The following is an 18,567-nucleotide window of genomic DNA, read 5'->3' on the forward strand; positions in this document are numbered from 1 at the left end:
TTGTCCTCCTTTGGCGGCAGCCTTTTTTCGTACGGCATATCCGTGAAAAAAACGCACATCATATAGGTGGAAATATGGACTTCACAGGAAAGTCAGCGGGCTGGCGCTGCTTGGCAGCGCTCTTGCTGCTTGGCTGATCCGTCCGGAAAGAGAGGAAGGAGGAAGAGGATGAAAGCTGTCACATACCAAGGTATAAAAGATGTCGCCGTCAAACAAGTGCCCGACCCAAAAATTTTGAAAGAGGATGACATCATCGTAAACATTACAAGCACCGCCATTTGCGGCTCGGATCTTCATTTAGTGCACGGCATGGTGCCGAACATGCCGGAAGATTTTATTATCGGCCACGAGCCGATGGGCATTGTCGAGGAAGTCGGGCCGGCGGTGACGAAAGTGAAAAAAGGCGATCGCGTCATCGTGCCGTTTACGATCGCCTGCGGGCAATGTTGGTATTGCCAGCACGGGCTTGAAAGCCAGTGCGATGCGTCCAACCCGAACGGCGAATCGGGGGCATACTTTGGCTATTCTGAAACGTTTGGCGGCTACCCGGGCGGGCAAGCTGAATACTTGCGCGTGCCGTTTGCCAACTTCACTCCGTTTGTCGTCCCGGACGATTGCGAGCTCGAAGATGAAAAGCTCTTGTTTTTGTCAGATATTGTCCCGACCGCGTTTTGGGGCGTCGATGAGGCAGGGGTGAAAGACGGTGATACAGTCGTCGTGCTCGGCTGCGGTCCGGTTGGATTGTTGACGCAAAAGTTCGCCTGGCTGAAAGGAGCGAAGCGCGTCATTGCCGTCGATTATATTGACTATCGGCTCGAACATGCGAAAAAGACGAATAAAGTTGAGACGATCAACTTTACCGAATATGAAAACACCGGCGAATACATTAAGGAGTTAACCGGTGGCGGGGCCGATGTCGTCATCGATTGTGTCGGCCTAGACGGAAAAATGACGCCGCTTGAATTGATCGGCTCGGCGCTGAAGCTGCAAGGGGGAGCGATGGGAGCGATTGTCATCGCTTCACAGGCGGTGCGCAAAGGCGGAACGATCCAGCTTGTCGGGGTGTACGGTTCACGGTACAATCAGTTTCCGCTTGGTGATTTGTTTTCGCGCAACATTACGCTGAAAATGGGGCAGGCGCCGGTCATTCATTACATTCCGACGCTGTACGAATGGATCGTCGAAGGAAAGTTCGATCCAACCGATATTATTACGCACCGTCTTCCGCTTGATAAGGCGCAATATGCGTACGAGATTTTCGATGAAAAGAAAGACGGCTGCATTAAAGTCGTATTGAAACCGTAGCGGCGCATAAAGTCGGCGCAGCGGAGAGACGATAAGAAAAAATGCGGAAGGAGGATGGATGTGGCGAACGTCGCATTTCCGGTCGCCCGCCTGCAGGATGGGACGCTTCGTCAGTTGCAGCAGCTTGAACAGCGGCTGCGCGAAGAGACCGGAGAAGAAATTGTGCTTGTCGCGTACCAGCGGGAAACAATGGATGAGGAGGCGAAGTGATGATGAAACGGAAGGTAAAGTTCGACGCCGCAAAGAACAACAATAAAACACCGACAGAAAGCTTGCCGGATACCGAATTTGCGGCCCAATACGCCGGCGAGGAAGATATGATTCGCGGCGCAAACCGCAACTCGAAAAAAGGCCGCCAAGGAGGCGGAGATGGATAAACAGGATCGGGAACGGCCCGCTCGAATGAATGAAGAAATGGCGTTTGAATGGGGCGATTTCGCCGCCCACGAGCCGCTTTGGATCATCGAGGAACAAAAACGGGCGAAAGAAAACGAAAAGAAGCGCAAAAAGCAGGGATAACGCTCCCTGCTTTTTCATATGAAGCGCAAAAAGCGCGATACGATCATTGCGCGGTCCTATCCCTTGCGCTTGACGGTTAGGCGGATGCCGAAGCGGACAAGGCGGACAGCGGTGCGGAAAACAGTGTCGCACCGGCGCCGGACGGGTCAAAATACGCGACGATGGCAGTTGGCGCCCATGAGAGTTGCTTTTTCGCGGCGTAGCGGCCGACATCGACCGGCACGATTTCCACGACCGTATGTTTAAACAGCTCCTTTTCTCCGAGCCCAAGGGCGGCAAAATCCGCCCCGAGCGCCTCGGGCCGTTCGAGCAGCGCGCGGTAGACGGCCGCGCGCGTCGCTTTCTCCGTCTTTTCGTCCCACCACGGCTTGCGCGGCTTATATTTTTGGTTGCGCAAGTAGTCGTATTTCATGAGCGATTCGGCGATCGGCAAAGCGTCTGGCGCAGATGTGCGCAAAAACTCATGGAGACGGCGGAACAAGTCTTCTAACTGGTGGCCGATGCGTGCCCAACCGCGCTCATCCCAATACGTGCCAAACTGTTGGAAAAAGTCAAACGGCGATGGGAAGACGTCAGTGACTAAATATTCAATCGTTTCATCCATCCGATGGGCGTTCCAATATTTTTCAAGCACGTCCTCGACTTGTTTAATGCGGATGACGTCATCAAACGACAAGACGTTGTTGCTTAACACTTCATACGGTGCATGGTCCATATAGACGTAGCCGTATTCATGGGCGCGCAGGCGCAGGCCGGTGCCGCGCAGCAGCTTCAAAAATCCAAGCTGCAGTTCCTCTGGACGGAGGGCGAACACGTCGTTGAACGTCTTTCGAAACGAGTCGTAGTCTTCTTCCGGCAGGCCGGCGATCAAATCCAAGTGCTGGGCAATTTTCCCGCCTTCTTTAATCATCGTCACCGTCCGCGACAACTTGGCGAAGTTTTGCTTGCGCATGATCAGGCGGTTCACCTCATCGTTCGTTGATTGAACGCCGATTTCAAAGCGGAACAGCCCAGGCGGCGCTTCGTTGTTTAAAAACTCGATCACCTCAGGGCGCATGATGTCTGCGGTAATTTCAAACTGAAATACCGTTCCGGGCACATGCTCGTCAATTAAAAAGCGAAACATGTCCATCGCGTAGCTGCGGCTGATGTTGAACGTCCGGTCGACGAACTTGATCGTCCGCGCCCCGTGCTGCATCAAATAGCGCAAGTCGTCTTTGATTTTTTCGCGGTCAAAATAGCGGACGCCGACTTCGATTGAGGATAAGCAAAACTGGCAGCTGAACGGGCAGCCGCGGCTTGTTTCGACGTACACGACCCGGTTTGGAAGATGGGGAATGTCTTCTGGAAAGCGAAATGGTGACGGCATGTCAGCCAAGCGGATTTTATTCCGCTGTGGGTTGATGACGATGCGGTCCCCGTCACGAAACGCCAATCCGGCGATGCTGCTTACGTCCCTGTTGCCGTTTAGAGCGAACAGCAGTTGCTTAAACGTTTCTTCCCCTTCGCCGATCACGATAAAATCAAATTCCGGCACTCGTTCCATCCACTCGCGTACGTCGTATGATACTTCCGGTCCGCCGGCGACGATGAGGATGTGCGGTGCCGCTTTCTTTAGCATCTTTACGACTTTGACCGTCTCTTCAATGTTCCAAATGTAGCAGCTGAAGCCGATGACATCCGGCCGGCGTTGGTACAAATCGGCGACGACATTCAGCGCCGGGTCTTTGATCGTATATTCAACGAGCTTGACGTCAAACTCCGGCATTGCGTATGCTTTTAAATAGCGAATGGCGAGGTTCATATGGATGTATTTGGCGTTTAATGTCGTACAAACAATGTTCATTGTAACAAAACTCCTTTTATCATTGTACTAACCTTTCATTATAACGCAGTTTAGCCAAATGAAAAAGATGAAAAAACTTGTCGGACGTTGTGAAAAAGATTTTTGAAAAATCTTCGTAAAGAAAGGGAGGAGTAAATTTTTCCACATCGAATATATATTTAGTTGACATGGTTTGAATAGACAAGGAGAGATTCATATGGCCCAAAGCCTTTCTCCCCGTGAAGAACAAAATGCGACGCCAGATGTACGGCTGCTCGAAGAAGAAAATCGGCGCCTAAAGGAGCGGTTGAACAGCTATTCGATCATTTTCGAGCGGTCGCTTGATGCGATTGTCATCCTAAACAAAAATGGTGAATTTGTCGACGTCAATGAAGCGGCATGCAAGCTGTTTGAAATGGATAAGTTTCACTTGATCGGTCGTTCGTTTTCCTCGTTTTTGGAGCTCGTGCCGCCGGATATTTTATTATTTCAGCAGTCGATGCTGCAAAAGTTCGGTTCGTTCAGCGATGAACTGCTCATCAAACTGCCGGACGGCAAAGTGAAGCATATCGAATTTTCCATGAAAAAGGATGTGTTTAATGAGTTTGACCTCGTTATGATGCGCGACGTCTCAGCTCATAAAGCGCTTGAGCGCGAGCGGATCATCCACGAGTTTTTGTTTAAAGATGTGTTTAACCGCGCGGTCGACGGCATCGTCATTTTTGACGAATTCGGGCGGTTTATTGACGTGAATCCGGCGTTTTCGATGAGCTTGAATTTGGAAAAAGGAAAGCTGCTCAGTTTATCATTTCAGCAGTTTGTCGCCCGCGAATGCGCCGATGAGTTTGCCCGCTTGCTGTCGGAAGTGAAGGAAAAAGGGACGGCCAAAGGAGAATTGTCGCTTGTCCGTCTGGACGGAACAGTGAAAATGTTTGAACTGACGGCGACGTCGAACGTTTACAGCGGCTTTTACATGGCCATTATGCGCGATGTGACCGAACGGAAAAACATGGAGATTAAATTGCAAAAAAGCGAAGAACGATTCCGGGCCATTTTTGAGCAAGCACACGAAGCGATTCTCATTTGGGACGACTTTGGCTACATATTGAACGCCAACCCAGCGGCGAGCCGGACGTTTGAGCTGCCGTTGAACTTGCTTGTGCGCCGCAATTTGCTTGATTTTGTGCAATATGGGGACGAAAAGGTGAAACGCATTTTCAGCGAGTTCCGCCGCAAAGGGGAAATTCGCGATGAATTGACGTTCCATATGCCGAACGGTGAGGATAAGCAGCTCGAGTTTACGATGAAAAAAGGGGCGATCGACGGCTATCATTTGACGATTTTCCGCAATGTGAGCGAGCGAAGGAAAATCGAACGTGAGCTGCGCGAAAGCGAGCAAAAGTTTCGCAGCATTTTCGACCATGCGATGGACGGCATTTTGCTGTGGGATGAGAAGCATCGCATCATCGACGCGAATCCGATCGCCTGCGACTTTTTCGCTGCCGCAAAAGAAACGCTGCTCGGTCAAACGGTGATGGAGCTTGTTCCAGAGCGGGCGCGCCGCCAGCTGAATAAGCTCCGTGCACAATGTGAACGCGTCGGCGAGGCGAACGGTGAAGTTGAGTTTTCTGATGAGGGAAAGGGGAAAATCGTTGAGTTTTCGTTGAAAAAAGAAGTCATTCCTGGCGTAGGGATGATGAGGTTTCGCGACGTTACGGAGCGCAAAGAAATGGAGTTGCAGCTGCGCAAATCGGATACGCTCAATGTTGTCGGCGAGCTGGCTGCGGGCATCGCCCATGAAATTCGCAACCCGATGACGGCATTAAAAGGCTTTATCCAGCTGCTGCAAGGAAGCATTGACGGCGACTATTCGATGTATTTTAATGTCATTATGTCGGAGTTGAAGCGGATTGAGTCGATCATCACCGAGTTTCTTGTCCTGGCCAAACCGCAGGCCGTGCAATACAAGCAAAATGATATTTGCAAAATTATGCAAGATACGATCGATTTGATCAGCGCCCAGGCGATGATGCATAACGTGCAAATCATTGCCGATTTCGACCGCGGGCTGCCGCCGGTGTATTGTGAGCCGAATCAGCTGAAGCAAGTGTTCATTAACATTTTGAAAAACGCCATTGAAGTGATGCCCAAAGGCGGAGACATTACGGTGCGCATCGCCCGTGACGGCTGCCATGTGCGCATCTCGATCACCGACCAGGGGTGCGGCATTCCGAAGGATAAAATTAAAAAGCTTGGCGAGCCGTTTTATACGACGAAAGAGCGCGGCACCGGGCTCGGTCTAATGGTCAGCTACAAAATTATTGAAGAACACCAAGGGAAAATTGATGTGGAAAGCGAAGTCGGGGTCGGCACGACGTTTCATATTACGCTGCCGATCGAACGAACGGAAAGAGAGGACAACGATGACGATTGATTATGCAGTATACCGTTCAGAGCTGCTCGGCGATATTTACATCGCTTCTGACGGCGATGCGATTGTGAAAGTCGAACTGTTTTCGAAAGAATGGCGCGCGTTTGCGAGCGGGCATCCGGTTGTAGAAAAACGGTCGCCGCTTTTGGAACGCGCGCTTGCGCAGTTGGATGAATATTTTCATGGCCGCCGCCAAGCGTTCGCTTTGCCGCTTCGGTGGCAAGGCACGGCTTTTCAACAAGACGTGTGGAAGGCGCTGTGCCGCATTCCGTACGGCGAAACGGCGACCTACGCCGATATTGCCGCGCAAATCGGCCGTCCGAAAGCGGTGCGCGCCGTCGGACAGGCGAACCGGGCGAATGAACTGGCCATTGTCGTTCCGTGCCATCGCGTGATCGGCAAAAACGGCGCCTTGACCGGCTATGCCGGAAGCCGCACCGATGTGAAGGAGAAACTGTTGGCGCTCGAGCGGCGCCACAAATAGACGGAATGGTGGAAAAAAACGCCGCCCCCGGGGCTCGAGTCCACAGGGGCGGGATCGGGCGTTATTTTTTTTGCCAATGTGACAGGGCGAGGGCGCCGACTAAAATGGCGCCTTTTATAATGTCCTGGGCGTAGTACGGGACGTTTGCCATCGTCAAGCCGTTTAACAACACACCTATCAAAATCGAGCCGAACAACGTGCCGATGACGTTCGGCTTGCCGGCGCCAAAGACGGAAAAACCGATGTAGGCGGCGGCGACGCCGTCCATCAAAAATGAGGCCCCAGCTGATACTTGCCCGGTGCCAATGCGCGAAGCGAGGACGATGCCGCCTAGGGCGGCGAAAAAGCCGCTGATGATGTACGCATACGTCCGGTAACGGTTCACCGGAATCCCCGACAGCCTTGCCGCTTCCCGGTTTTCCCCCGTCAAATAAAAGAGGCGTCCCGGTTTGGTGTATGTCAAAAACAAGTGGGCAGCAATGACGACGAACAGCATCAGCAAAACGGAAAACGGTACGCCGAACAGCTCTCCTTGGCCGATAAATAAAAAGGAAGGAATGAATTTGCCCGGCGCCGTGCCGCCGTCTGGCAGCGGCATATCGTTGTAAATCGAAAATCCTTTCGTATAGGTGAGTTGTACGCCGTTGATGGCATACATCGTCGCTAAGGTGGCGAGCAAATCAGGCAATTTGAATTTGACGATCAAGAGCGAATTGAGCAGTCCGACGGCGACGCCGAGCAACAGCGGCACGAGCAAGGTGACGAAAATTTCTTGACGGTGCAAGACAAGCGCCGCCGCACTGGCGATCGTCGCAAGGCTTACCGTTGAGCCGACCGATAAATCGAAGCCGTCAACGATCAGCGAAAACGTAATGCCGATCGCCACGAGCGTCACGATCGAAATCGAGCGCAAAATGTCGCTGAAGTTTTCATACGTGAAAAACCGGTCTTGTGTGATGCCAAAATAGGCGATCACGGCCAGAATGGCGAGCAATGTCCCATGTTTATACAAAAACTCAAGAATAGACGGCGCCGTTTTTTTCGACGGCGTCGCGGAAACGGCCGGCTGATTCATCGATTTCACCTCCACTGCAATAATAAACAAGCTGCTCGTACGTGAGTTCAGCGGCCGGCAGGCGGGCGAGCAGCCGACCGTCGACCATAATATAGATGGTGTCGCAAACCTCGAGCAGCTCATGACATTCGCTTGAAAAGTACAGCACGGTTTTCCCTTCATCAGCGAGGGTGCGGATGATGGAAAAGACGTCTTGTTTCGCGTGAACATCGATTCCTTTCGTCGGTTCATCGAACAAAAAGACGCGTGCGTTCGTGTTCAGCCATTTGCCGATCACGACTTTTTGCTGGTTGCCGCCGCTTAAGTGGCGGACAGCCGTGGCGCTTGACGGCGGATGGATGGCGAGCGAGCGAACGAGGGTATCGGCGGCCTCCGCTTCTTGTGCCCGCTTGATCCATTGCCAGCGCGCCAGGCGGGAAAGAAGGCGCACGGTGATGTTCGTCCGCACCGATTCGGGCAAAAACAGCCCTTGCTTGCGCCGTTCTTCGGGAATAAGGGAAAGTCCGGCTTCGATGGCTTCATAAGGTGACGAGAACACATAGCGCCGGCCATCGATTTCCCATTCGCCCGCCGTCTTTCGATGGGCGATGAGGCTTTCAGCAAGCTCCGTCTTGCCGGCGCCGACCAAGCCGGCGATGCCGACAATTTCCCCGCGATGGGCGTATAGGTCGATGGTCGTGCCGGTTTTGTCAATCGTGATTCCGCGGGCGGCAAAGGCGATGTCGCTTCCGTACGTGCGCGCCTGGTTGGCAGAGGTTCTTCGCTTCGTCCCGGTCATATGAAGGACGATGTCTTCAAGCGACAGGCTGCCGGCCGCGCCGTGATAGACGACGCGGCCGTCGCGCAAAATCGTCAGCCGGTCAGCGATTTCTTGCACTTCTTTCAGCTTATGAGAAATATAAATAAAGCCGACGCCTTGCTGTTTCAGCTCATGAATGATGGCAAACAGCCGCTTCGTTTCTGCCTCGCTCAGCGCGGCGGTCGGTTCGTCCAAAATGATGTAGCGCGCGTTTGACGACAACACTTTTGCCAGCACGATGAGCTGTTTTTCATGGAGCGAACAGTCGCGCACGAGCTTCGTCGGCGGGATGGAAAGGCCGACGCGGCGAAGCAGAGCGGCGGCCCGCTCTTTTTCTTGGCGCAGCGAGCGGATCGGCCGGTTTTTCACATCAGCGAGCTCGTCAGCCGCCAGGTTTTCGTAAACGGGCAGGCCGGGAAACAGCGCTGTGTCCACTTCTTGCACGACAAGGCCAATGCCGGCCTGCTTGGCCTCACGCGGCGATGAAAACGCGCATGGAGTGCCGTCGATCGTGATCGTGCCGGCGTCGGGCGGAACGGCGCCGGCCAACATGTTCATCAGCGTGCTTTTGCCGGCGCCGTTCATGCCTAAAAGGGCGTGGACTTCGCCCGGACGGACGTCGAAGTCCACGCCGTCAAGCACGCGCACGGCGCCAAACGATTTTTCCATGCCCCGCATTGACAACCCGTTCATTTTTTGTTCACCTGAGCTTCCAGCGTTTTCATCCACGGCGAGATGGCGACGTTCGATTGCCCCCAGCCCGGGATGTATTGCGAGAGATCGCTCATCGATACTTGTTTGTCCGGCAGGTCAGACCGTTTCACTAAATGCGGCTCGAGCGAGTAAATGTTCGGCGTTTTTTCACCAGCAATTTTTTGATAGGCGAAGCGAACTTGAACGCGGCCGACTTCCGCCGGATCCGTCGCCGTCGTCGCCACCCACGGACTGTTCGGTTTTTGGATCATTTGCAAGTCTTCGTCGCTTAAATCGATGCCGTACACTTTAATTTCCGTGCGCCCGGCTTGTTCGATGGCGCGCGTCGCCCCTTTGGCGAACTCGTCCCATGTGGCGAAGACGGCATCGATGTCGCCTTTATTCGGATATTTTTTCAAAATGGCCTCCATTTGCGTTTGCGTGTCCAGCGCGGTGTTGGCGCTCGCTGTGCCGAACTTGGCGACTTCTTTTATGTTCGGGTAGCGCTTTTTAAATGCGTCGTAAATGACATGACGTCGCTCCATCGGTGTGAAGCCGCCGACCCAAATCGTGACGATTTCACCTTCGCCGTTTAAGTCTTCCGCAAGTGTCTTTAACGTTTTCCAAGCGAGGCTATAGTCGTCTTGGTCGATGACGGTGACGCCGGGAATGTTCAAATCGTTGTCAAACGCCACAACCGGAATGCCTTTGGCGACGGCTTTTTTCACCGGCCCTTCGAGCGCATCGGCGCGGCCGTGGTCAAGCAAAATGGCATCGACGTTTTGCGTAATGGCCGTTTCAACATATGATGCCATCTTCGTCAAATCGTTGTCGGCGTTATACACTTGCACTTCGCCGCCGAACTTTTGCACTTGTTCTTTCACGCCGGCGATGTATTGCGAGGAGAATGTGCCGATCGACATTTGCATGATGGCGGCGATTTTCACCGGTTTTTTCAGTTGTTCCGGAATGGCCGCCTGCCCGCTGCTTGCGGCGGTGGAGCTGTTTGCCGATGAGGCGGCGCCTTGCTGGCCCGTTTGTTTCGTTTCGTTGGCCGGCTTGGCGCTCATGGCATCTTGCTCATTTGTGCAGCCGGCTAAGATGGAGAACACGGCAAAGAAAAGAAGAAAAAGGAACGATAAGGCCTTAAATTGTTTCATGGTGCTCCTCCTTTGTGAATAACGATGGCAGCGCCGTTTCGTAATGGCCGCGGACGATGCCTTTTTCAGTAATGATGGCGGTAATGAGCTCGTTTGGCGTAACATCAAACGCCGGATTGTACACGTTGACGCCTTCCGGGGCGATGCGCACGCCGGCGAGATGCGTCACTTCATCCGGGTGGCGCTCTTCAATCGGGATATCCGCCCCTGTTTTTGTCTTGATGTCGATCGTTGACAGCGGGGCAGCAACGTAAAACGGAATGCCGAACGATTGGGCGAGCAAAGCGAGGCCAAACGTGCCGATTTTGTTCGCTGTATCGCCGTTTCGCGCGATCCGGTCGGCGCCGACGATGATGGCGTTAATGTGTTTCGCCTTGATCGTTTGCGCCGCCATGTTGTCGGTAATGAGCGTCACATCGACGCCCGCCTGCATGAGCTCCCATGTGGTCAGGCGCGCTCCCTGCAACACCGGCCGCGTTTCTAGGGCGTAGACGGACAGCTCGATTCCTTTTTCTTTTGCCAAATAAAACGGGGCGAGCGCCGTTCCGTAGCGGGCGGTGGCGATCGAACCGGCGTTGCAAATCGTCATCACCCGGTCGCCCGGACGGAAAAGGGACAAGGCGTATTCGCCGATGCGGTGGCACACATCCTCATCTTCGATTTGGATGCGGATCGCTTCGTGAATGAGCATTGTTTTCGCTTCGTTGACGGAAGCGGCGCTTTTCGCGGCGGCGACGAGCCGGTCGAGCGCCCAAAACAAGTTGACGGCCGTCGGGCGGGCGCTCGCTAAGTAGTCGCGGTCTTGTTGCAAGCGGCGCTGAAATTCGTCCACTGATTCGGTTTCATAGCGCGAGGCGGCGAGCGCCAAGCCGTAGGCAGCCGTGATGCCGATCGCCGGCGCCCCGCGCACTTTCAACGTCGCGATCGCCTCATGGACGTCTTCGAGCGTATGCAAGTCCATGTATTCGGTGATCGATGGCAGTTTTTGTTGGTTTAAAATCGTGACATGCGTCTCATGCCATTCGACAGAGCGCGGGATGACAAATGAGTTCATCGTCGTCTTCCTTTCTCGGTTGGTCGATTGGCCCGGGCTGGCGTTGGACGGCCGGCCCGGGCAGAGGGTGTCATCGTTCCGTTTCGACGAACAGGCGGCGGAAGCCGTCCGTTCCCGCCAGTTCGGCACGCTCAACGATCAGGCGGCGGCCGAGACGGAGTGCGTGCCGTTTCGCGGCGAGCCGTTCGACTTTTTGGTCAATGCCGTCGAGATCCGCCACATGGGCGAGGCCGATCGTCCGGCGGATGACCTCGCAGCCGGCAAAACCGACGGCGTCAACGAACGCCTGCCGCAGCACCTCATCAAGCAGTCCGGGCGTCGCGGCGTACGTTTCGACGCTTTCGGTGCGCCAAAGCTCCGAGAATACAGACGTAAAAACGTCCCACGTCTGGTCGATATGATCAAAGAGCGGACGGCGCTCCGATTCAGGGCGGGACAACGCATTTAACAGCAAGTTGGCGAAAAATTGGCCAAGGTCAAACCCGATCGGGCCGTAAAAGGCGAATTCCGGGTCGATCACTTTCGTTTCGTCGTCGCTGGCGAAAATGCTGCCAGTGTGTAAGTCTCCGTGCAGCAGTACATCCGCTTCAGTTAAAAACTTGCGCTTCAGCTTCGCTGCTTCGAGGCGGAGGCGGTCATCTTCCCAAAGCGCTTCAACGTCTGGGCGCAATTCGTCTTCAAAGTTGTTCGTGTCATGGTCGAAAAACGGATCGGTAAAGACGAGATCTTCCGTAATTTTGCATAGCTCTGGATTGACAAAGCTTTGCGCCAACTTCTTTTTCTCTTGTTGATTCATGCCGAAATCAGACGTGTAAAACGCTGTTTTGGCGATGAATTCGCCAATATGCCGGGACAAAAGCGGATACGTTTTCCCTTCGATCAGCCCTTTGCGGGCGATTTGCAAGTGGGACAAATCTTCCATCACCGTGATGGCGAGCGATTCGTCAGAGTAGTAGACGTTTGGCACATATTGCGGCACATAGCTGGCAAACGTGCGCAGCGCGTTGCTTTCAATGACCGCGCGTTTTAATGTGAGCGGCCAGCTTTCACCGACGACTTTCGCGTACGGCAGCGCTTGTTTGATGATGATGCCTTGCTTTGTCTCTTGGTCGACGATATGAAACACTAAGTTTAAGTTGCCATCGCCGATCTCGCGGCACAGAAGCGGCGCCCCGTCGCGGAACAAGCCGAGGCGGACGGCAAGGGCGGTCGCTTTTTGTTCGGTGAGCGGTTCGTAAACAGCTGATTGGACAATCGTCATTTTCACGTTCCCCCTTTAGGTTTTGGCAAATGAAAAAGCCTCTTTCGCATACGGAAAGAGGCTTGAAGATGCATCGTCTTCGCGCCTCTTATCTTTCAGAAAGACATCGGTCTTTCTGTTGGACTTAGCACCGTGCCCTGCGGAAGCGGGTCGCTTCCGGCGCCGCCCTTGGCGTGCGCCCTATCTCACGATAGCATTACGGTCGGTTGCTGGGCTTCATTGGGCCAATTCCCTCAGCCAACTCTTGATAAGAGTACCGATCTGGCTATTGAGTTTTTGCAATTTTCACGATGTTAACAATCGTTTGGTTGCTTGATTCGAATGATACAGGTTGGGCAGGCGGATTGTCAATACGTTTTAAAAATTTTTTTTGCCGCCTCGTCGTAATCGCGCGGCCGGCGGTCGGCAAACACCGGGATGCGCGCACGGACCTCTTTAACGAGCGCCGGGTCGATGTCCGCTAGAAGAACGCCCGGCTTTTCATCGGCCTCGGCGATGATTTCGCCCCACGGGTCGATGACGAGCGAATGGCCGGCAAAGACGTTGTTCGGGTCGCTTCCGGCCCGATTGCAGGCGACGACATAGCATTGATTTTCAATCGCCCGCGCCATCAGGAGCGTCCGCCAATGGTGAAGGCGGGGAAGCGGCCATTCGGCGACGACAAACAGCACTTCCGCTCCGGCCAACGCATGGGCGCGAATCCACTCCGGAAAGCGGATGTCATAGCAAATGACCCCAGCGCACGGCAGCCCGCTAAGTGAAAATAAGCCTGGCTCGTTTCCCGGCTGCAAATACAAATGCTCATCCATCAGTTGGAACAGATGAAGTTTGCTATATTCACTGACGATTTGGCCGCTTCGGTCGGCGACAATCATCGTGTTCGTCACACCGGCAGCGGTTTTTTTGGCGACTGAGCCGGCGACGAAATGGACGCCATATGTTTGCGCCAGGCGGGAGGCGAACGCTTTCGCCCGCACGGCATCGTCATCGGCAATTTCGTCCAAGCGCGTCAAGTCATAGCCGGTCGTCCATAGTTCCGGAAGCACGACGATGTTGGCTCCTTCGTTGGCGACGGATTGCACGGCTGTTTCGGCTTGCTGTTCGTTCGTTTGCGGATCGCCAAACGCGATATCGAGTTGGAGGCAAGCGATGCGGATGGTCATTGTTTTTCACCCCAATGAAAAAAATTTGCTTTACATTTTGCTTTTTACGATATATGATTTTGCACTAGAATTTCAAGAATTTTTGAGAAGGAAGAATTTTTGAGAAGGTGTGGGGGATGACGATCGAATTTCCATTTTCCGAACTGCTTGAACAGCTGCCGAAGCAGTTTTTTGCTTCGCTTGTCGCCAAAGTGGGAGAGAAAATCAAGGCCGGGCATGATGTCATTAATTTAGGGCAAGGCAATCCGGACCAGCCGACGCCGAAGCATATCGTTGAGGCGATGCAACGGGCGGCGGCCAATCCGAAGTACCATAAATATTCGCCGTTTCAAGGCTACTCCTTTTTGAAAGAAGCTGTTGCCGCCTTTTATGCGCGCGAATACGGAGTTGAGGTTGACCCGACCCGCGAAGTCGCCATTTTGTTTGGCGGCAAGGCCGGGCTTGTCGAGCTGCCGCTTTGCCTCGTCAACCCGGGCGATGCGGTGCTCGTCCCGGATCCAGGCTATCCGGATTACTGGTCGGGAATCGCGCTCGCCCGCGCGCGGATGGAAATGATGCCGCTTGTCGCCGAGCAGCAATTTTTGCCCGATTACAGCGCCATTCCGGCGGCGGTCGCCGACCAGGCGAAACTGATGTTTTTAAACTATCCGAACAACCCGACCGGTGCGACGGCGACGAACGAGTTTTTCGTCGAGACGGTGGCGTTCGCCGCCAAGCACGGCATTGCCGTCGTGCACGACTTTGCCTATGGGGCGATCGGTTTTGACGGCAAAAAGCCGGTCAGCTTCCTCGAAGTTGACGGGGCGAAAGACGTCGGGGTTGAAATTTACACGTTTTCGAAAACGTACAATATGGCCGGCTGGCGCGTCGCGTTTGCCGTCGGCAACGAGCGGATCATTCGGGCGCTTGAGCTGCTGCAAGACCATTTGTACGTCAGCCTGTTCGGCGCCGTCCAGGAAGCGGCGGCCGCAGCGCTTCTCGGCCCGCAAGATTGCGTCAACGAGCTTGTCGCCCTGTATGAAGCGCGCCGCAATACGTTCATTTCTGCCTTGCGCGGCATCGGCTGGGAAGCACCGGCGCCGTCCGGGTCGTTTTTCGCCTGGCTCCCCGTACCGAAAGGATGGTCGTCGGCTGAGTTTGCCGATGTGCTCCTTGAGCGGGCGCATGTTGCCGTCGCTCCGGGCATCGGTTTTGGCGAGCACGGCGAAGGGTATGTGCGCGTCGGCCTGTTGACCGATGAGGCGAGGCTCTGTGAAGCAGCCGAACGGATCGGACGCCTCGGACTGTTTTGAAAAAAATGATTGACAACGGCGGCAAAGGCTGTCATAATTCAAAGTAAATTTGCCATACTCGCCAAAATTGTTTGACAAGTGTATAGTTACGCAAGCATTCTTATCAAGAGCAGGCGGAGGGACGAGCCCAATGAAGCCCGGCAACCGGCTTGGTACATTCAAGCACGGTGCTAATTCTTGCAGCGGAAACGCTGAGAGATAAGAAGAGCGCCATAAACGAATGACGCCTCTTCTTATGAAGAGGCTTTTTTCTTTGGAAAGAGGGATGAATGATGAGTGCAGTGATTGCAACGTATTTGCTTCATGACGAGAAAGACATTCGTAAAAAGGCGGAAGGAATCGCGCTCGGCTTGACGGTCGGCACATGGACCGACTTGCCGGCGTTGGAGCAGGAGCAGCTTCGCAAACATAAAGGGGAAGTCGTCGCTATGGAAGAGCTTGGCGAAAGCGAGCGGACGAACGCGTATTTCGGCAAGCGGCTGAAGCGGGCGATCGTCAAAATCGCCTATCCGACGGTCAACTTCAGCGCTGATTTGCCGGCGCTCTTGGTGACGACGTTCGGCAAGCTGTCGCTTGATGGGGAAGTGCGGCTGCTTGACCTTGAGTTTCCGGACGAGTGGAAGCGGCAATTCCCGGGGCCGCGCTTTGGCATCAGCGGCATTCGCGAAAAAGTTGGGGTGCATGACCGCCCGCTGTTGATGAGCATTTTTAAAGGCATCATTGGCCGCGATTTGGCGTATTTGACGTCCGAATTGAAAAAACAGGCGCTTGGCGGCGTCGACTTAGTGAAAGATGACGAAATTTTGTTTGACAGCGAGCAGCTGCCGTTGGAAAAGCGGATTACGGAAGGAAAGGCCGCGCTTCGGGAAGTGTATGAACAAACGGGCAAACGGACGCTGTATGCCGTCAACTTGACCGGCAAAACGTTTGAGCTGAAAGAGAAAGCGAAACGGGCCGCCGAGCTTGGCGCCGACGTGCTGTTGTTTAACGTGTTCGCCTACGGGCTTGATGTGTTGCAAGGGCTGCGCGCGGATGAGAACATCACCGTGCCGATCATGGCTCATCCGGCGTTTAGCGGCGCCATCACGCCGTCTGAGTTTTACGGGGTCGCCCCGTCGCTGTTGCTCGGCAAGCTGTTGCGGTTCGCAGGAGCTGATTTCGTCCTGTTCCCGTCGCCGTACGGCAGCGTCGCTCTTGAGCGCGAGCAGGCGCTTGGCATCGCCCGGGCGCTCACCGATGAACAAGAGCCGTTTGCGCGGGCGTTTCCGGTGCCATCGGCCGGCATTCATCCGGGGCTCGTGCCGCTTCTTGTCCGCGATTTCGGCCTTGACAGCATCGTCAACGCCGGCGGGGGCATTCATGGCCATCCGGACGGGGCGATCGGCGGCGGGCAGGCGTTTCGCGCTGCCATCGACGCGGCTCTTGCCGGCCGTCTGCTCCGCGAAGCGGCGACAGAAAACGAAGCGCTGCAAAAAGCAATCGACCGCTGGGGCGCTGTTGAGGTGGAAGCATGACAAGACAGCTTGTTCTCTTTTGTGATTTTGACGGCACGATTACGGAAAACGACAACATTATCGCTATTATGAAACAGTTTGCCCCGCCGGAGTGGGAGGCGCTCAAAGACGACATTCTCGCCGAGCGCATCTCGGTTCAAGAAGGGGTCGGAAACATGTTTTCCCTCCTTCCGTCTTCGCTAAAGGGCGAGATCGTCGATTTCCTGCGGCGCACCGCCCGTTTGCGCGAAGGGTTTCGCGAATTCGCCGCTTGGACGAAAGAGCAGGGCATTCCGCTCTATGTGGTGAGCGGCGGGATCGACTTTTTTGTCTACCCGCTGCTTGACGGGATCATCGAACGAGAGCGCATTTTTTGCAACGGCTCCGATTTCAGCGGCGAGACGATCCGCATCACATGGCCGCATGCGTGCGACGGCGAGTGCCAAAACGGCTGCGGCTGCTGCAAGCCGTCGCTTCTTCGGAAGCTGGCCCACCCGAACGGGTATCATGTCGTCATCGGCGATTCGATTACCGATTTAGCGGCGGCAAAACAAGCGGATTACGTGCTGGCGCGCGATTTTCTGCTCAAAAAATGCCAAGCGCTCGATTTGCCCCATGCGCCGTTTGCGACGTTTTTTGATGTGATGGATCATTTGCAGCAGGTGGAGGTGACGGCATGAGCATCGTCGTGCAAAAATGGAACGAGCTCGCCGAGGTGAAGGCCGAGCTTGCCGCCCGTGACTGGTTTTTCGCGACAAGCGGCAATTTATCGATCAAAGTGACAAACGATCCGCTCACCTTTCTTGTCACGGCCAGCGGCAAAGACAAACGGAAGCAGACAGACGAAGATTTTCTGCTCGTTGACGCCGCTGGCCGACCAGCGGAGCAAACACATGTAAAGCCGTCAGCGGAGACGCTGTTGCATACAAAAATTTATGGGCAGACGAACGCTGGCTGCGTGTTGCACGTCCATACGGTCGACAACAACATCATTTCCGACGTGTACGCCCAAAACGGGGAAGCGGTTTTTTCCGGCCAGGAAATCATTAAAGCGTTCGGTATTTGGGAAGAAAATGCCGAGGTGCGCATTCCGATCATTGACAATGACGCCGACATCCCGACGTTGGCCGCCGAATTTGCGAAACATGTCGACGGCGATACGGGCGCGGTATTGATCCATAACCATGGCATTACCGTCTGGGGCCGCGATGCATTTGAAGCGAAAAAACATTTGGAAGCGTGGGAGTTTTTGTTCAGCTGGCAGGTGAAGCGGCTGCTTCTGCAACGGGCCGCCGTGCCGCTAGCTGACTAATTGATACACTGTTAAAGGGGGATTTTGACGATGGCAGTCATCAAAGTGAAAAAAACGGGTCAAGTAATCGAAGGTGAAGACAATGTCCGCGCCTTTTTAAACAGCCAAGGCGTCTTGTACGAGCATTGGGACATTACGAAACTGCCGGAACATTTGCGCGACAAGTATGTGTTAAGCGATGAAGAGAAAGCGGAAATTTTGACGACATTTAAAGACGAGATCGAAGACTTGGCAGCGCGCCGCGGCTACAAAACGTGGGACATCGTCGCTTTGTCTGAGGCGACGCCAAACTTGGAAGAGCTGCTGAAAAAATTTGAACAAGTGCACGTCCATACGGAAGATGAAGTGCGCGCCATTACGGCCGGCCACGGCATTTTCATCATCAAAGGCGACAAAGAAACCGGTTATTTTGATGTCGAGCTGGAAGCGGGCGATGTCATTTCCGTGCCGGAAGGGAATCCGCACTACTTCACATTGATGGATGACCGGCAAGTTGTGGCTGTCCGTCTGTTTATCGATCCGTCCGGCTGGGTTGCCCATCCGTACGAAGAAAAAGAGGAAGTCAGCCACTAATGAACATACCCCGTTGCCTGTGTGGCAGCGGGGTTTTTGGTGAACTACCCGCCACCTACGCTTCGCTTGGAGGTGGGGGCTTCAAGCGACTTGTGCGTGTTCGCCGAACGGTAAGCCACACACAAGAA

18 protein-coding genes and 2 riboswitches are annotated in these 18,567 nt (G+C 54.3%); of the genes, 11 read left to right on the forward strand and 7 right to left on the reverse strand.

Going from position 1 to position 18,567, the window contains the following annotated elements:
- The first annotated feature begins 168 nt into the window (after positions 1–168).
- Genes ACTVDO_RS05995 through ACTVDO_RS06010 form a run of 4 tightly spaced genes read left to right on the forward strand, consistent with a single transcriptional unit; the run spans position 169 to position 1,824 of the window.
- Positions 169–1,305: a zinc-dependent alcohol dehydrogenase gene (locus ACTVDO_RS05995; protein ID WP_020959073.1), complete on the forward strand. Its 1,137-nt coding sequence runs from the start codon at positions 169–171 to the stop codon at positions 1,303–1,305.
- 60 nt (positions 1,306–1,365) lie between these two features.
- Positions 1,366–1,515 carry a hypothetical protein gene (locus ACTVDO_RS06000; protein WP_442901204.1) on the forward strand — a complete coding sequence of 50 codons (150 nt, stop codon included), beginning with the start codon at positions 1,366–1,368 and terminating at the stop codon, positions 1,513–1,515.
- Positions 1,515–1,682 (forward strand): hypothetical protein, encoded by a 168-nt coding sequence (locus ACTVDO_RS06005; RefSeq protein WP_011230441.1) that lies wholly within the window; start codon positions 1,515–1,517, stop codon positions 1,680–1,682. Before ACTVDO_RS06000 ends, ACTVDO_RS06005 begins: the two co-directional genes overlap by 1 nt.
- Positions 1,675–1,824: a hypothetical protein gene (locus ACTVDO_RS06010; protein WP_020959075.1), complete on the forward strand. Its 150-nt coding sequence runs from the start codon at positions 1,675–1,677 to the stop codon at positions 1,822–1,824. Before ACTVDO_RS06005 ends, ACTVDO_RS06010 begins: the two co-directional genes overlap by 8 nt.
- Before the next feature lie 76 nt (positions 1,825–1,900).
- Here the strand turns inward: ACTVDO_RS06010 and ACTVDO_RS06015 are convergent, their stop codons facing one another.
- Positions 1,901–3,670 (reverse strand): B12-binding domain-containing radical SAM protein, encoded by a 1,770-nt coding sequence (locus ACTVDO_RS06015; RefSeq protein ID WP_442901205.1) that lies wholly within the window; start codon positions 3,668–3,670, stop codon positions 1,901–1,903.
- 196 nt (positions 3,671–3,866) lie between these two features.
- Here ACTVDO_RS06015 and ACTVDO_RS06020 point away from each other — a divergent pair, with 196 nt between their 5' ends.
- Both ACTVDO_RS06020 and ACTVDO_RS06025 read left to right on the forward strand, forming a co-directional pair.
- A complete protein-coding gene (locus ACTVDO_RS06020) occupies positions 3,867–6,083 on the forward strand; it encodes a PAS domain S-box protein (protein WP_442901206.1) in 2,217 nt (738 codons plus the stop codon).
- Complete coding sequence (locus tag ACTVDO_RS06025; RefSeq protein ID WP_020959079.1) at positions 6,073–6,564, forward strand: methylated-DNA--[protein]-cysteine S-methyltransferase; 492 nt, start codon at positions 6,073–6,075, stop codon at positions 6,562–6,564. The genes ACTVDO_RS06020 and ACTVDO_RS06025 overlap by 11 nt, the downstream gene beginning before the upstream one ends.
- Positions 6,565–6,625: 61 nt before the next feature.
- Here the strand turns inward: ACTVDO_RS06025 and ACTVDO_RS06030 are convergent, their stop codons facing one another.
- The 6 genes from ACTVDO_RS06030 to ACTVDO_RS06055 form a co-directional block, all read right to left on the reverse strand.
- Entirely contained in the window at positions 6,626–7,639 is a 1,014-nt protein-coding gene (locus ACTVDO_RS06030) for an ABC transporter permease (RefSeq protein ID WP_020959080.1), read from the reverse strand.
- The gene (locus ACTVDO_RS06035; RefSeq protein ID WP_020959081.1) at positions 7,581–9,131 is read right to left on the reverse strand and encodes a sugar ABC transporter ATP-binding protein; all 1,551 of its coding nucleotides are present in this window, start codon (positions 9,129–9,131) and stop codon (positions 7,581–7,583) included. Before ACTVDO_RS06035 ends, ACTVDO_RS06030 begins: the two co-directional genes overlap by 59 nt.
- The gene (locus ACTVDO_RS06040) at positions 9,128–10,291 is read right to left on the reverse strand and encodes a sugar ABC transporter substrate-binding protein (protein ID WP_063166508.1); all 1,164 of its coding nucleotides are present in this window, start codon (positions 10,289–10,291) and stop codon (positions 9,128–9,130) included. Before ACTVDO_RS06040 ends, ACTVDO_RS06035 begins: the two co-directional genes overlap by 4 nt.
- A complete protein-coding gene (gene mtnA / locus ACTVDO_RS06045) occupies positions 10,278–11,345 on the reverse strand; it encodes an S-methyl-5-thioribose-1-phosphate isomerase (RefSeq protein ID WP_020959083.1) in 1,068 nt (355 codons plus the stop codon). Before mtnA ends, ACTVDO_RS06040 begins: the two co-directional genes overlap by 14 nt.
- A 70-nt stretch (positions 11,346–11,415) precedes the next feature.
- Positions 11,416–12,606, reverse strand: coding sequence for an S-methyl-5-thioribose kinase (gene mtnK / locus ACTVDO_RS06050; RefSeq protein WP_063166507.1), 1,191 nt, complete (start codon positions 12,604–12,606; stop codon positions 11,416–11,418).
- A gap of 85 nt (positions 12,607–12,691) precedes the next feature.
- Positions 12,692–12,860: riboswitch (SAM riboswitch) on the reverse strand.
- Positions 12,861–12,953: 93 nt separating this feature from the next.
- On the reverse strand, positions 12,954–13,769 hold the full coding sequence (locus ACTVDO_RS06055; protein WP_442901207.1) for a carbon-nitrogen family hydrolase: 816 nt from the start codon (positions 13,767–13,769) through the stop codon (positions 12,954–12,956).
- Between the two features lie 116 nt (positions 13,770–13,885).
- On the opposite strand from ACTVDO_RS06055, the gene ACTVDO_RS06060 reads away from it, so the two are divergent.
- From ACTVDO_RS06060 to ACTVDO_RS06080, 5 genes are all read left to right on the forward strand, one after another.
- Positions 13,886–15,061, forward strand: coding sequence for a pyridoxal phosphate-dependent aminotransferase (locus ACTVDO_RS06060; protein ID WP_442901208.1), 1,176 nt, complete (start codon positions 13,886–13,888; stop codon positions 15,059–15,061).
- Positions 15,062–15,158: 97 nt separating this feature from the next.
- Positions 15,159–15,266: riboswitch (SAM riboswitch) on the forward strand.
- A gap of 67 nt (positions 15,267–15,333) precedes the next feature.
- Positions 15,334–16,575, forward strand: coding sequence for a 2,3-diketo-5-methylthiopentyl-1-phosphate enolase (gene mtnW / locus ACTVDO_RS06065; RefSeq protein WP_020959087.1), 1,242 nt, complete (start codon positions 15,334–15,336; stop codon positions 16,573–16,575).
- Entirely contained in the window at positions 16,572–17,234 is a 663-nt protein-coding gene (mtnX, locus tag ACTVDO_RS06070; RefSeq protein ID WP_020959088.1) for a 2-hydroxy-3-keto-5-methylthiopentenyl-1-phosphate phosphatase, read from the forward strand. The genes mtnW and mtnX overlap by 4 nt, the downstream gene beginning before the upstream one ends.
- Positions 17,231–17,866 (forward strand): methylthioribulose 1-phosphate dehydratase, encoded by a 636-nt coding sequence (locus ACTVDO_RS06075; protein WP_020959089.1) that lies wholly within the window; start codon positions 17,231–17,233, stop codon positions 17,864–17,866. The genes mtnX and ACTVDO_RS06075 overlap by 4 nt, the downstream gene beginning before the upstream one ends.
- A gap of 30 nt (positions 17,867–17,896) precedes the next feature.
- Positions 17,897–18,439, forward strand: coding sequence for a 1,2-dihydroxy-3-keto-5-methylthiopentene dioxygenase (locus ACTVDO_RS06080; protein WP_020959090.1), 543 nt, complete (start codon positions 17,897–17,899; stop codon positions 18,437–18,439).
- Positions 18,440–18,567: the final 128 nt, after the last annotated feature.

Source organism: Geobacillus sp. BK01, assembly GCF_052220245.1.
Taxonomy (GTDB): domain Bacteria; phylum Bacillota; class Bacilli; order Bacillales; family Anoxybacillaceae; genus Geobacillus.